This is a genomic window from Natronolimnobius sp. AArcel1 (assembly GCF_011043775.1).
In the GTDB taxonomy this organism is placed as follows: domain Archaea; phylum Halobacteriota; class Halobacteria; order Halobacteriales; family Natrialbaceae; genus Natronolimnobius.
Window position 1 is genome coordinate 421,165 of the sequence record NZ_JAAKXY010000002.1, and the last position, 14,039, is coordinate 435,203.

General features: G+C 62.3%; 11 protein-coding genes. 6 read left to right on the forward strand and 5 right to left on the reverse strand.

The annotated features are described in order from the left end of the window. Window positions 1-24: 24 nt before the first annotated feature. The 3 genes from G6M89_RS06190 to G6M89_RS06200 all read right to left on the reverse strand — a co-directional run bounded on the left by G6M89_RS06190 (window position 25) and on the right by G6M89_RS06200 (window position 3,176). Window positions 25-1,062, reverse strand: coding sequence for a dipeptide epimerase (locus tag G6M89_RS06190; RefSeq protein ID WP_165160926.1), 1,038 nt, complete (start codon window positions 1,060-1,062; stop codon window positions 25-27). A 2-nt stretch (window positions 1,063-1,064) separates the two neighbouring features. Next, on the reverse strand, window positions 1,065-2,084 hold the full coding sequence (locus tag G6M89_RS06195; protein ID WP_165160927.1) for a DUF1611 domain-containing protein: 1,020 nt from the start codon (window positions 2,082-2,084) through the stop codon (window positions 1,065-1,067). A gap of 75 nt (window positions 2,085-2,159) precedes the next feature. Then, window positions 2,160-3,176, reverse strand: coding sequence for a Vms1/Ankzf1 family peptidyl-tRNA hydrolase (locus G6M89_RS06200; protein WP_165160928.1), 1,017 nt, complete (start codon window positions 3,174-3,176; stop codon window positions 2,160-2,162). A 201-nt stretch (window positions 3,177-3,377) separates the two neighbouring features. Here G6M89_RS06200 and G6M89_RS06205 point away from each other — a divergent pair, with 201 nt between their 5' ends. Beyond that, entirely contained in the window at window positions 3,378-3,680 is a 303-nt protein-coding gene (locus G6M89_RS06205) for a hypothetical protein (RefSeq protein ID WP_165160929.1), read from the forward strand. A 39-nt stretch (window positions 3,681-3,719) separates the two neighbouring features. Here the strand turns inward: G6M89_RS06205 and G6M89_RS06210 are convergent, their stop codons facing one another. Beyond that, entirely contained in the window at window positions 3,720-5,288 is a 1,569-nt protein-coding gene (locus G6M89_RS06210) for a glycosyltransferase family 2 protein (RefSeq protein ID WP_206335482.1), read from the reverse strand. Continuing rightward, window positions 5,288-6,706: a DUF2334 domain-containing protein gene (locus G6M89_RS06215; RefSeq protein ID WP_165160931.1), complete on the reverse strand. Its 1,419-nt coding sequence runs from the start codon at window positions 6,704-6,706 to the stop codon at window positions 5,288-5,290. The genes G6M89_RS06210 and G6M89_RS06215 overlap by 1 nt, the downstream gene beginning before the upstream one ends. A 213-nt stretch (window positions 6,707-6,919) precedes the next feature. Here G6M89_RS06215 and G6M89_RS06220 point away from each other — a divergent pair, with 213 nt between their 5' ends. The 5 genes from G6M89_RS06220 to G6M89_RS06240 all read left to right on the forward strand — a co-directional run bounded on the left by G6M89_RS06220 (window position 6,920) and on the right by G6M89_RS06240 (window position 13,914). Continuing rightward, a complete protein-coding gene (locus G6M89_RS06220; protein WP_165160932.1) occupies window positions 6,920-10,315 on the forward strand; it encodes a PAS domain S-box protein in 3,396 nt (1,131 codons plus the stop codon). Between the two features lie 79 nt (window positions 10,316-10,394). Further along, window positions 10,395-11,333, forward strand: a complete 939-nt coding sequence (locus tag G6M89_RS06225; RefSeq protein ID WP_165160933.1) for a winged helix-turn-helix transcriptional regulator — start codon at window positions 10,395-10,397, stop codon at window positions 11,331-11,333. Between the two features lie 2 nt (window positions 11,334-11,335). Continuing rightward, window positions 11,336-11,818, forward strand: coding sequence for a response regulator (locus tag G6M89_RS06230; protein WP_165160934.1), 483 nt, complete (start codon window positions 11,336-11,338; stop codon window positions 11,816-11,818). 92 nt (window positions 11,819-11,910) lie between these two features. Next, window positions 11,911-13,068 (forward strand): hybrid sensor histidine kinase/response regulator, encoded by a 1,158-nt coding sequence (locus tag G6M89_RS06235; protein WP_165160935.1) that lies wholly within the window; start codon window positions 11,911-11,913, stop codon window positions 13,066-13,068. A 102-nt stretch (window positions 13,069-13,170) separates the two neighbouring features. Beyond that, window positions 13,171-13,914 carry a DNA polymerase sliding clamp gene (locus tag G6M89_RS06240; RefSeq protein ID WP_165160936.1) on the forward strand — a complete coding sequence of 248 codons (744 nt, stop codon included), beginning with the start codon at window positions 13,171-13,173 and terminating at the stop codon, window positions 13,912-13,914. Window positions 13,915-14,039: the final 125 nt, after the last annotated feature.

Genomic DNA, 14,039 nt, shown 5'->3' on the forward strand with positions numbered 1-14,039 from the left:
CCGCGTGACGACTTCGCGGACGCCCTACTCGAGTCGGGCACCGGTGCCCGCTCGCTCGAGGCTGGCAAGGTCGATTCGGCCGCTGGGCATGGCAACACCCGCGTAGGGGTCGTCGGCGAGCAACAGCGGGCCATCGAGGTCGGCGTAGTCGAGCATCGGGGCGAGGTGACAGGCAGCCGCAATCGAGGCGTGTGATTCAGTCATACAGCCACACATGACCTCGAGGCCGTGTGCGCGGGCAGTATGGATCATCCGGACTGCCTCCCGAAGGCCGCCACATTTCATCAGTTTCAGGTTCACGATGTCACAGCGGTCTGCGACTCGCGGGATATCTGGGAGCGTACTGCATGACTCGTCGACGGCGATGGGGAGCACAGAACGCTCGTAGACGAACTGGAGGCCTGCTGGGTCGTCGGCGGGAACGGGCTGTTCGATGAATTCGAGGTCGTACGCGGCGAGGCGGTCGATCCGGCTGACGGCTTCGCGTGGCGTCCACGCTTCGTTTGCGTCGGCATAGAGGCGCACATCGGGGGCAACGTCTCGAATCATCTCGATGATCTCGAGGTCGCGATCAGTGCCGAGTTTGATCTTCAGCGTCTCGTGACCGCGCTCGAGTGCCGCGGTGGTTTTCTCGCGCATCGTCTCGAGGTCGTCGAGGCCGATGGTGTAGGACGTCTCGAGCGTGTTCGTCGGGTCGAGTCCCCAGTAGCGATACAGTGGGATATCGAGTTGTTTCGCGACGAGGTCGTGACAGGCGATGCTGACCGCGGCCCGTGCAGCCGGGTTTCGCCTGACTGTCTCGCGCATGCGGCGCTCGATGCGCTCGAGGTGGAGTGGGTCGCCGACGTCCTCGACGACTGCGAGCAGGTCAGGAAGGACTGCTTCGACCGTTGCTGCCGTCTCGCCGTAGTGAGCCGACGGCGTGGCAGCCCCGATGCCGACTCGGCCGTCCTCGTCTTCGATGTGCACTGTCACGACCTCCGTTTCGGTCTGTGTCTCGCGTGCGATGCCAAAGGCATACTCGAGCGGGATCGTTCGGCGCTGGAACTCAGTGCTGAGCATGGTTAGAGCAGGTTCTCGAGGACGTGATCGGTCTCGAAGCGGATCACATCTGTTGTGGGGATGCCAAGGGTATCGCCATAGGCGTCGACGGCGTCTGCGGCAGCGTCGTCGCTGTCCAGATCGGACGTGTTGAGCGCGCCAGCGACGACCTCGGCGTTACAGACGGGCGCAGCCAGTTGTTCGTAGAGGTCGATGTAGGTCGGGAGCGGAGGGAGCGCGAACGATTCGTAGCCGTGGATGACCTCCTGGCCGGCCCTATGACACAGCACCAGTTTGTCGGGCATCGCGCCGTGGAGGATGCTACAGGTCACGCCAGAGTAGGCGGGATGCGCAATGCTGCCTTGCCCTTCGACGAAGAGATAGTCGTACTCGTCACCGATTTCTGTAACCATCTCCTCGACGGCACCCGCGGCGAAGTCGGCGACGACGCGGTCGATTGGATTTCCCCACCCCTCGATCATGATTCCCGTCTGGCCGGTCGGCACGACTGCAGCGTCGTAGCCCGCCTCGCGAGCGTCTCGAGCAAGTTCCATCGTGGTCGTCATCTTGCCGACCGAGCAGTCCGTCCCGACGGTGAGGATGACGTCGGCGTCGACATCGCCGGCAACACCGTCTGCGACCGCCAGATCGTTATCTGGCTTGCGAACGTCCCACAGTTCGCAGTCGTTTGCCGCGGCGAGGCTGGCGAACTCGTCGTCCTCGCTGAGAAAATAGTGGAGCCCCGAAATGACGTCACAACCGTCCTCAAGGGCCGTACGGACGTCGTCTCGCCAGGACTCGTCGAACTCGCCGCCGATCGGCGAGATGCCAATATACAGCGCATCGACTGCATCAGCCTCGAGGTTGTCCATGCCGGCAACGATGGGGGCCTCCTGTACGTCCGGAACGAACTCAGAGACGGTCGTTCCGGCGTTGTCGCGGTCGAGCACGGCGACGACATCGTCGGTTCCGTAGCGAAGCACACCGAGTGCGGTCTTCGCCCGCGTCGGAAACTTCTCGTGAGCGAGGAGCGCGACCTTCATACTCGCGATATGGACAACAGGGGACTTAAAACAGAGTTTCGCGGACGCTGGTGAACGTTTGCCAGCCGGGGGCGATCAGATCACATGCAGGTCAGTCGTCCAGAACGAGTGAACGGCGTCCTCGAGTGCCGATTTCGGACTGCCGGTCGCATCGACGGCAGCCGTCGCTGCAGGCTCGAGGTCGATTTCCTCGGCGAGCGTGTCGACGACACCACGCTGGCCGACGAGAAAGAGCCGATCGAGTCCGGCAGTCTCGCCAGCCCCATCGCCAGCGGTCGTCGCTGAGGATGTCTCCGATCCGGTTCGACGGCCTGCGGGCTCGAGCGCTGGTTCGACGTGTTCTGCAAGCGCCTCCTCACACCGATCGAGATGGCTGTCGATCTGCTCGTTGCGAATGCGTTCGAACCGAGCCTGCGAGAAGCCGCCTTTCGAGTGACTGCCTTTCACGTCGCTCTCGAAGCCGTGATACTCGAGGCGCTCGTCGCCGTCGTAAATCCCCAGCGCGAACAGGTCGGTTCGAACCAGTGCAATCGCATAGCGCCCGGTCGGCAGGAACCACTCGCGCTCGAGCGTGAATCGATCGTTCCAGCCCGTTTCGTGGTCCGACGGCATTGCGGGTGGCTCGAGCGCGACCGACACGAGACCGGCATCATCGAGACAGCAAACGCACGGCGAAACATCCTCGAGAAGTGTGACTCGCTCGCCGAGGATCTCATCGGCACCGACTTGCTCGAGCGTCTCACGAGTATCGTCTCCATCGAGGACGGCTGTCAGCGCCCCCTCAGAGTCGGTTCGAACCGACTCCAGGCGATCGAGAACGTGCTCGAGGCGACCGCCGCGAAGCTGTTCGCGCCGTCGCACCTCGAGACTGGTGTCGTCCCCCTCGACGCGGTCGAGTTCGCCCTCGAGTTGGGCGATTCGGTCCTCGAGACGGTTGACCTGTGCTTCGGCGTCCTGACGGGCCGTCGCCGCCTCGGATCGACGATCCGCTTCAGCCTCGTAGCGGCTCTCCATGTGCTCGAGTTCGTCCTCGAGCTCGTCGATGCGCTCTTTGAGGGCGGCGCGTCCCAGCAACTCGTCGAGGTCGAACATTCGGCCGAAAACGCGCTGCGCGGGTACTTCTAAGTTCGGGCTTGTCGCAGAGTGCTCGAAGCCAGTTGGACGCCGATTCGAGTTTGGACCGCGACAGGACGTTGTTCTTCATCGCCCGGTATCCGGCGCTGAGGCGGCCACTACTGGCGGTTCGGCAGGAGCGTGCACATCGTTTAGAAGGCTCGCCACCCCATCTCTCGTATGGAAACCCCACCTGAACTCGAAGCCGTCGCCGGAGATAATGACGATATCCGCATCACGGATCGCGAGTACGATGACGAACACGTCATCGCGGTTGATTTCGGTCCCGCTGTCGGTGAGCCCTCACTCGACATCGCCGACGGGATGGCCATCGTCGTCGTCGAACGCGCAGGCGACCAGGCGGAGCCTCCTCCAACCGCATCGACAGCCGATGTGAGCGAGCAGTTCGAGTTTGCAATCCCTGCGGATGCGACTGCTGTGGTGGTTAACAACAGTGTGTTGACGATCACAGCGGCCAAGTGACGCTCGGGTAACGGACACAGAGATCGTACCAACTGCAACTCACTCCGACTCGAGGACCTGCGTGGAGACCGAGGTGCGCTCAGCGTCCTGCGAGCGCGTCTGCTCAACGCGTTTCGCGCTGGTCCAGTCGAGGTCGCGGTCGGTGAGGACGTCAACCATACATCGGAGGTTGAGCGCGTCGTGGAACTGTTTGTAGCCGACAACGAGCAGCGGTGAGTAGACGAGCAAGCGCCAGTCTTCGCCTTCGATCTGGATGCCGAGTGCAGCGATCAGGAGCACGATGCTCGTAAAGAAGACGAACACCGCGAGGACGGTCACCAGATGCCCTGTGAGCGCGAGCCAGACGATGTAGGCAAGGACGACGAAGCTCGCGGCCGGAACGAAGAACATCTCGACCAGTCGGAACGGCAGGGCAACTCGGTTGAGGTAGCCGTAGGAGCCGTCGGTGACGACCGGCCAGTGTTTGAGGATCGTCATGTAGTTGCCGCGGTACCAGCGCAGACGCTGGCGATGGAGGTCCGCCCAGGTCGAGGGCGCTTCGGTGTAGACGCGGGCGTCGCTGACCGTAACGCGGTAGCCCGCCCGAAGCACCTTCATCGTCACGTCGAAGTCCTCGGTGAGCGTGTCAGGGTCGTAGGCAAACACCTCGTCCAAGGCATCGCGGCGGTACGCACCGAGACAGCCGGGCACGACCATCACGATGCCGAAGTAATCGAGCGCTCGGCGGTAGATGTTCACTCCAATCGTGTACTCGAGTTGCTGACAGCGCGTGACCAGCGAATCGCGATTCCAGATCGTGACGTTGCTTGCGACCGCGCCGATATCGGCGTCGTCGCGAAACGGCGCGACGATGCGTTTCAGGGCGTTTGCAGCGACGATGCTGTCAGCGTCGACCGTGACGATGATCTCGCTCGAGGCGAACAGCAGGCCGTAGTTCAGTGCAGAGTACTTGCCGCCGTTTTCCTTGCTGACGACACGCACCTGCTCGAAGACGGCCGCGTAGGTGCTGGCTTCGGCGTAAGTGTCGTCAGTGCTGCCGTCGTCGATGGCGATGATCTCGAGGCGCTCGGTTGGGTACTCCGCGTCCAGCAGTGCCTGAATCGTTCGGCCGACGTAGCCTTCCTCGTTGTACGCGGGAATCAGGACGGTCACGTCGGGGTAGGGTGGGCCAGCCTCAAACGTCGAGTGCCCAATTTGGTCGTGAAAGAACGCGATGAACGCGATGAACCAGTAGTAGATAAAGATCAACACGACCGCGCCGAGGTGGACGAACGCCATTGGCGAGGGCTCGAGCCAGCCGAGTGCGACGATCAGGACGCCGTAGGCGACGAGCGAGACAGCGAGCGCCCGTGGACCGAACAGGCTCATGTATTTCGGAATGCGCTCGACAGCGACGTACGACCAGAGCAGGTAGGCCCCGATCAGTCCGGTGAGGACCACAATCGCCGCGATGACGCCCGGCCCCATCACGTCGAGTAGCAGCCCAAAGGGGATCAACGCCGAGAGGAACAACGCGAGCGGTCGCCACTTGACTGCTTGCAGGCCGCGACCGACGCGAGCGAGTCGGGCGGACCCACTCTTCCCGACGAGCCACGGAACGACCGGCATCATCGGCTCACACCTCGCAGGATCGCCCCAATCGCGTCGGTGACGATAGACTGCGTGCGCGCATCAGCCGCAACCTCCGTCGAACTGCCCTCGAGCGAGTCCGAAAGCGGCTCGAGAACGCGCCAGCCGTCGTCAGTTTCTTCGACAACACCTTCTTCGAGGCCGAGGGAGAACTGCTCGAGCGTGAGGAAGGCGACGTCTTCGCCGTTCATGTGCTCGATGAGCGACTCGAGCAGCTCGAGGTCCTCGTCGGTCGTGAAGTACTGGTAGTGAAACATCACGACCTGGACGTCGTTGTCCGCGTGAGACGCGTCGAACTGGTCAGTCAGGGTCTCGAGATTCTCGAGTGGCACGTCGGTTGCGTTCTCCGCCGACTCGGTGTCGCCGGAGTCGGCTGCGGCGCCCTCATCTGCGTAGGCGCTCCAGTTCTCCATCGCCGTGTTTTCGGGGACGTGGAGCAGCCCGCCCTCATCGAATCGGCCGGGTTCGTCGTAGTAGTCAGCGGTGAACCACTCGCCGCCGGACACCGTGGTGTAGTTGGCGTCCGCGAGGGCATCGACAGTGTCCTCGTCGTAGGTGTTCATCGGCGGGATGAACGTCGAGGAAGGTGACTCCACGCAGTCAGCGAGAATCTCTTCACCAGCGGCGAGTCGCTCGCGTTGCTCATCAGCCGGGAGGTCGCCGAACTCACTCGCGCCGTAGAAGTCCGTGACGGGTTGGTGCGTGTAGCCGTGCAACGCCATCTCGAACTGCCCGGGATAGTCCGCCTCGAGCGACCGGAGGTACTCACAGGTTTGCTCGTCATCGGTCAGGGGCGCTTCCCCCTCCACCATTGGGATGATTCCGAGCGTGACCGGCACCTCCTCGTCGATGAATACGTCATTGACCGCTCGAAGCTCATCGGAAAGGTACCATGGCTGTATGTCGTCGTTTCGGAAGATAACGACCGAGTCGTACTCCTCCCAGGATTGATCGACCGCGACGGGTTCGGGTTCGCCCTCGAGGAAGGGCGTGACCGAGACAGCGCCGGCGATGCCCGCGATGAGCACCATCACGACCAGTATCGAGGTCAGCACCTGTCTGGTCGCACCGGATTGGGGGAGCAGACGCTCTGGTACCCACGCCCAGTGGTCATCCGGCGAGGGGAGTTTCGGGAACGTCACCGGCGCTGGACCCTCCGCAACGGTCGGATCGCCCGACTCGAGGCCAGTTACCGTTCGGTGGCCACAAGCGTGACAGTGGGCGGCAGTCCCGACGGATCGGAGCGTGTCGTCGGCAGGTTCGCGGCCACACTTGACACAGCGGTCTGTAAACGCATCGCTGGGGGCGACGTGTCCGCAGTCGTGTTCGACGATGTGTTCGGGCGCGACCGAGTCGGATTGACACCGCTCGCACGCGCTGTTCGAGGACTCACTCATAGATAAAACAGAGGCCAGCAGGGGTCCAATGGGGGGTGCGACCTCGAGGTGAGTCGACAAGGGTACCTTGAGGAAACCGACCCCAGGCGTGGCGTCCCGACAGCCAATGACAGTGACTGCACGTCAGTTGGAGACCGTCGCGCTGAGCGGACAGTCAGCCGAACATGTCTGTTCCCCAACACTCATATCGTCTGTGAAAGCGTATCGTCAGTAATGCGCCCGATTCCGACACACCCACTCTCCGAACTCGCGTTCTCGATCGGAACTGTGGTCGACGGCTCCGCGACCACGGCCGACGTGCTGGCGACCTATCGCGATCATCTCGAGTGTGACGCTGTTGCCGTGTACGCACGGACGGCGACCCCGGACGGGACCGTGAGCTACCGACGCCGGGCAGCAGTACCGTCCGTTCCGGACAGCGAGCCGTTCCGAGCCGCACTCGAGCACCTTCCGGCTGATGCAGACGGTGACGAGGACTTTCGGGCGTCACTGCCCATCGTCGACACCGTCGACGGGATGGAGTACTGGCTCCTCGAGATTCCTGACGTGGGCGTGTTGGTGTTGCTCGAACCAGCCGCATTGTCGGCCGAGACGGTTGATGCACTCGAGCCACTGAACGAACGCGTTGGCACATTCATCACGCACTCGGCCGGACAGGTGGCGAGTGAGTTCGAACCTGTGGGACAGCCGGGACAGCGCCACGAACCGGAGAGCTATGACCAGTTGCGCTGGATCATCGACCTGTTTCCCCAACCCGTATTCGTCAAGGACGAAACGGGGCGGTATCTGGTAGCGAACGACGCTCTCGCGGATATGTTCGGCATGACTATCGAGGATATTGAGGGGGCGACGGATGACGAAGTGATCGCCTCGCGAACCGAAGTGAGCCGGGTTCAGGCACACGATATGGCCGTCATCGAGGCGAACAAGCCAATCGAGATTACGGGCGAACGCGTCACGGATGCGGCGGGCAAACGGCGCGTCTTCGATACAACGAAAGTCCCCTACGACACCCTCGACGACGGTCGCCGCGCAATCCTTGCCGTCGCAAACGACGTGACCGAGCGCCGCGAACGCGAGCGAGAACTCGAGCGAAGCCGCGACTTCCTCGAGAAAGTACAGGAAAGTGCCTCGATCGGTGCCTGGGAAGTCGACGACGCTGGGGAGACACTCCGCTGGGAAGACGAAGTGTCACGGATCATTGGCCGTTCTCCCGAGTACGAAGCGACTGTCAAAGAGGCACTCGCGGTAATCCATCCCGATGATCGCTCGATGATCGAGACAGCGTTCGAGACGCTCATGGCCGAAGGAACATCGTTCGACCGCGAGGTACGTATCACTACGGCAACCGACGACGTTCGCTGGGTTCGCATTCGAGCCGATCCACGACACGACGACGAGGGAACGTATATTGGCGCACGAGGGATCGTCCAGGACATTCACGAGCGCAAAGCGCGCGAACTCGAACTCGAGCAGTTGAAAGAGCGATTCGAGCGCTTCGCTGGGGCCGTCAGATACGGTTTCACCCTGATCCGACCGGACTACTCCGAAATGCTGTATCAGAACCCTGCAGCCGCTGAGATGTATGGCGTTTCTGCGGCCGACCTTCGCGACGACCCGCTGGCGTGGCTTGAGCGCGTCCATCCCGACGACAGAGAGCGGGTGGCAAACGCCTTCGAAACGGACGAGCCAGCGACACTCGATGGGACGCAAAGCCTCGAGTTTCGGATCGACCACTCCGACAACGGCTACCGGTGGTTGTTGATCCGCTCGCATGCAGTGCTGGATGATGACGGATCGGTGGCCCACCTCGCGAGCGTGACGGTCGACATCACCGAGCGGCGGCGCCTCGAAGACGAACTTCGGGCGAGCGAGCAGTCACTGCGTCGACTCGTCGAAATCGCCTCGGATACGAAGCTGTCGTTCGAACAGAAGCGCTCGCAGTTGCTCGCACTCGGCTGTGACCACCTCGGGCTTCCCTACGGATTCTTGAATCGAGACGACGGTGACGAGTGGGTGCTCGTCGATGCGGTGGGGACACATCCTGAACTGCAGATTGGCGGTCCATCACCGGCCGCTCGTCCCTGTCGCCAGTGTTCTCGCAGCCCGAAGAGTATCGTCGCAATCGAGGATATCCAGACCGACGAAACCATCGCCGCGGGCACTACACAGCCATCGTTCGAGTGTTACCTCGGCTCTACCGTCCTCGTTGACGGCGAGTCTTATGGGACGCTCTGTTTTGCCGACGACTCACCGCGAGCGGCCGAGTTCACACGCAGCGAGCGAGCGTTCGTCGAACTGCTCGTCCAGTGGCTTGGCTACGAACTCACCGGACAGCAAGTCGAGCACCGACTCCGGGAACTCAACGAGACGGCACGACACCTAATGGCCGCCGAAACGCCGGCCGAAATCGCCGCTGTGGCTACCGAGAGCGCAGACGACATCCTCGAGATTCCCGTCACCGGGATCTGGGACTACAACGAACAACGAGACGCGCTTGTCCCTCGAGCGATGGCTGCCGGCGAACAGACAGGTGTCGATGAGTTACCGACGTTCGAGCGAGAACGAGACGAAAGCGCCGCGACAAACGGACACGACGGTATCGTCTGGGAGGTCTTCGAGACCGGCGAGCGACTCGTCCGCGGCGAGAGCACCACCGTGTTGGCGACGGAGAGCGAAACGATGGCGATACACTCCAAACTCCTGCTCCCACTTGGCACGCATGGCCTCCTGATCGCCGGCTCGACGGAAGACACGACGTTCTCCGAAACCGACCGTAACCTCCTCGAGATTCTCGCAGCGACGGTCGAAGCCGCACTCGACCGCGCCGAACACGAGCAACTCCTGCGAACGGCTCGAGCCGACCTCGAGCGCTCGAATCAACAACTCGAGCAGTTCGCGTACGCAGCCTCTCACGACATCAAAGAGCCGCTTCGTTCGGCGGCGAACTACCTCACGCTGTTCGAGGAACTCTACGAGCCTGGCGATACGCTTGACGAGGATGCGTTTGCCCTCCTCGAACAGGCAACCGCTGGAACCCAACGTCTGCGCTCGATGATCGACGGACTGTTACAGTACTCGCGGATCGAATCCGTCGCAGAGCCGACCGACCCCGTCGAGTTTGATTCGGTGGTCGATCAGGCCACGCTCAACCTTGCCGTTCGGCTGGACGAGACCGACGGGACGGTGACCCGAGATGCGCTTCCGACCGTCCGCGGCGACAACAGGCTGTTGGTCCAACTTGTACAGAATCTGCTCGATAACGGGTTGAAGTACCACGGCGGTGACCACCCGCAAGTCCACGTCGCACTCGCTGCGGACGAGCCAGTCTCGCCGGATGACGTTGCCGACGCGACCGGCGGCACTCGACCTGAGACCGACTGCTACCACGTTCGCGTCGAGGACAACGGTAAGGGAATGGACCCAGATGCCGTCTCGCGGGCGTTCGACGTATTCGAGCGCCACGGTCGACGAGACGACGACGGCACCGGTATGGGACTACCACTGTGTCAACGCATCGTCGAGCACCACGGCGGCGCACTCTCGATCGACTCGGAACTGGGCGTCGGAACGGCGGTAAACCTCTGGTTGCCGGCCGCAGACTCGTGAATCCCATCCCGACCAAAGCAGACCGGTCCAACACTTATTGCCATTGGAATCGTATGGCAACTGGAGCGCGAACAGAGCCATGAGCGAGACGGACCCCGCAGAATCGGTCGCGCGATCGCTACTCGGCACCAAGTGGAAACCCCGTGTCATCCGCGCCCTCGCAACCAACTCGAGGCTGGGCTTTGGTGATCTCCAGCACGAACTCGAGGGCATCTCGAGTAAGGTTCTCTCAGCCAATCTTGAGGACTTGCTCGGCTACGGGGTCATCACGCGCGACGTGGTCCGCGAGAATCCCCGACGGGTCGAGTACGAACTCACCGCCGCCGGCCACGAATTAGACGCCATCCTCGAGTCGATGGCCGAGTGGGACGACCGTTACGTCACGGGTGACGGGCTGCCGCGTGTGTTGCTGGCCGACGACGACCCCCGGTTGCTCGAGATGTACTCGCTATGGCTGTCAGCGGACTACGACGTGGTAACCGCACGCAACGGCCGGGAAGCGCTGGCGCACCTCGACGACTCGATTGCCGCCGCAGTACTCGATCGAAGTATGCCCGAACTAACCGGCGATGAGGTCGCCGAAGCCGTCGCAGAGAGTGGCCAACAGACACCAATCGCGTTTCTCACGTCCGCACAGGTCGCTCCCGAAGATGTCGCACTGCCGGCAGACCGATTGCTTCGAAAGCCGGTGACCAGAGACGAACTACAGGCCGCAGTCGCCGAGGTCCGCGCCGTCACCGACATCGCACCCATCGCCCGAGCGGTCGACGCGCGCCGACACCGCCTCGAGTTCGTCGAGCGTTTTCTCGGTTCGAGTGCAACGAGGACCGACGCCTACGAACGCGCACAGGAAGCACTCGAGGCACTCGAAGAACAGCGAGCCGCCGACCTCGAAACGCGCCAGCCGTGGCGGCGATACCTGGCGGCCGGCATCGCTCGCAGCGTGGAGACCGACGGCGACGATGACGAACGCAGCGGTGAGAGTAGCGACAGCGACACTGACATAGACACTGGATAACCATGCGAGGACAAACCGACGCGACAGGAGACGACACTGCACGCTCGAGTCGACGAGAAACGCTCCCGGCCGTCGTCTACGTCGAAGATAGTGACGACGATGCAATGATGATCGAAACGGTTGCCACGCAGACTGGTTGCGCCGCCACTCTCGAGCGTGCTCACAGCGTCGCGGCCGCACTCGAGATACTCGAGGCGATCGAAGCCGGCGAGCGCGAGCAGCCAAACGCGTTGCTCGTCGATATCAACCTCGGCGATGGCACGGGCTTTCGAGTGGTCCGCCGCGCCAGAGAGACGTTCTCGAGAGCGACACTACCAATCGTCGTCTTCAGCGGCTCCGACTCAGAGACGGATATCGAACACGCGTACGCTGCGGGGGCGAATCTGTACGTCGTCAAAGCAATGCGCTTTCGGGAGTTTCGCCGGCGACTGGTCAGTGCGTGTCGATTCCTCGCCGCGACAGACAACAGTGTGATCGAAACCTAATTTGACGGGCCGTCCGATGGCCGACGGCCGCCGATTGCCGCTCGTACTCGTCCACCCCTCGAACATTAGAGGCTGTATCACGTCTCAACTGTATGGTCGCGGACCGACAGGCGACACAGCGGGTCTTACTCGTCGAGGACGACCCCGCCGATGCACAGCTGTACCAGACGATGCTCCAGCAGCTACAGGCAGATTCGCTCGAGGCGATGACTGCTCCCTCTGTCGCCGTCGAACACGTCGAAACCCTCGAGGCGGCACTGTCAACGCTCCACGACGACGCAGACGGAATCGATGTCGTCCTGCTCGATTTGAACCTCGCCGACTCAGTCGCGTTTTCGACGCTCGAGGCCGTCCTCGAGGTGGAAGCAAACGTTGCTGTGGTCGTCTTAACCGGGATTGACGACGGCTCACTCGGCCTCGAGGCCGTCGAACGCGGCGCACAGGATTTTCTGGTCAAAGACCACGTCACGCCGCGGGTGCTGACCCGAACCGTCACGTACGCCATCGAGCGAAAGCGCCGAACGCTCGAACTCGAGCGCCAACGACGCGAACTCGCCGTGTTGAACTGGCTGGTTCGCCACGAAATTCGAGATGATGCAGCAGTCGTCCTCGGGTGGATCGACGAACTCGAGCCCGCAGGCCCCACTGAAGAGCGGATCGTCTCGCGTATTGCCGGCGCCGGCGACCACATTGTCGAACTGACCGAATCCGTCGGCGCAATGGTGCAGGCGCTCGAGGAGCCAGAACCAGCGCTCGAGTCGATCCATCTCGAGACCGTTCTCGACGAAGAGATCACCCGGCTCGAGGAGCGCCACGACGGCATCAGCGTCGACCGCGAGAGTGACCATGAGGCGTCAACGGTGGTGTGTGCCGACCGGTTCCTCAACGTCGTCGTCCGAAACGTGTTGACGAATGCTGTCGTCCACGATGATACAGACGCTCCCGAACTGTCAGTACGCGTTCGCACGGTTGAGCGGAGCCGAGACGACCTCGAGAAGCCAAGCGACGAACGCCGGGCAGACGGCGAGGACGACACGGTCTGTCTCGAGATCGCCGACACCGGCCCCGGGATTCCCGCGACTGAACGCCGTCGCGTTATCGAACCCAACGAATCCGGACGGCAAGGTGGAACTGGACTCGGTCTCTATCTCGTCCGGACGTTCGTCGAGCGCTATGGTGGCCACCTCGAAATCGAGGCCAATCAGCCCCGCGGCACGGTTGTTCGGATCTTGCTCGAGTCGGCGGCGTAACCGGAACGCTGACTCGAGGGCCAGCCACCGTCGACAACGCGTCTCGCCGTTCCCGGGCGTAAAGGGTGGCTTTTTATGTCGACCGTTCGTACCCCGACGCATATGTTCAAGGCCATCGTGAGCGCAGAAACGCTCACCAGCGCGCTCGATTCGATCAGCGTGCTGGTCGACGAGTGTAAGATCCACCTCGAGGAAGACGGACTCGAGATTCGGGCCGTCGATCCCGCAAATGTCGGGATGGTCGACCTCTCGCTCGACGCGGCTGCGTTCGAATCGTACGAAGCCGACGGCGGGCTGATCGGGGTCGACCTCTCGCGGCTCGAAGACATTGCAGGGATGGCCGAATCCGGCCAACTCATCCAGCTCGAACTCGACGAAGAGACGCGCAAACTCCACATCCAGATCGACGGACTCGAGTACACGCTCGCGCTGATCGATCCCGACTCAATCCGCCAGGAACCAGACATTCCGGATCTGGACCTGCCCGCAGAAGTCGTCCTCGAGGGCAAGGACGTCAACCGCTCGGTCACCGCGGCCGATATGGTCTCGGATCACATCGCCCTTGGCGTCGATGAAGGCGAGGAGTACTTTTACGTCAACGCAGAAGGCGACACCGACGACGTTCACCTCGAACTCACGCAGGACGATTTGATCGACCTGCAACTCGGCCCCGCCCACTCACTGTTCTCGCTTGACTACCTCAAGGACATGAACAAGGCGATCCCCGCCGACACCGAAGTGACGCTCGCACTCGGCGAGGAGTTCCCCGTCAAGATCTACTTCGGCTTTGCCGAGGGACAGGGACAGGTTACCTACATGCTCGCACCGCGGATCCAGAGCGACTGAAACGACTGCCCAGACGTCAGTTCAGAGATTCTCTTACTGGTAATCCAGACGCTCTCAGCTACTCGAGTGTCCCAGGAAGCGATTGATCCCCGGCTTTATTCCGGTCGGTCGCGTCAGTGAATCGT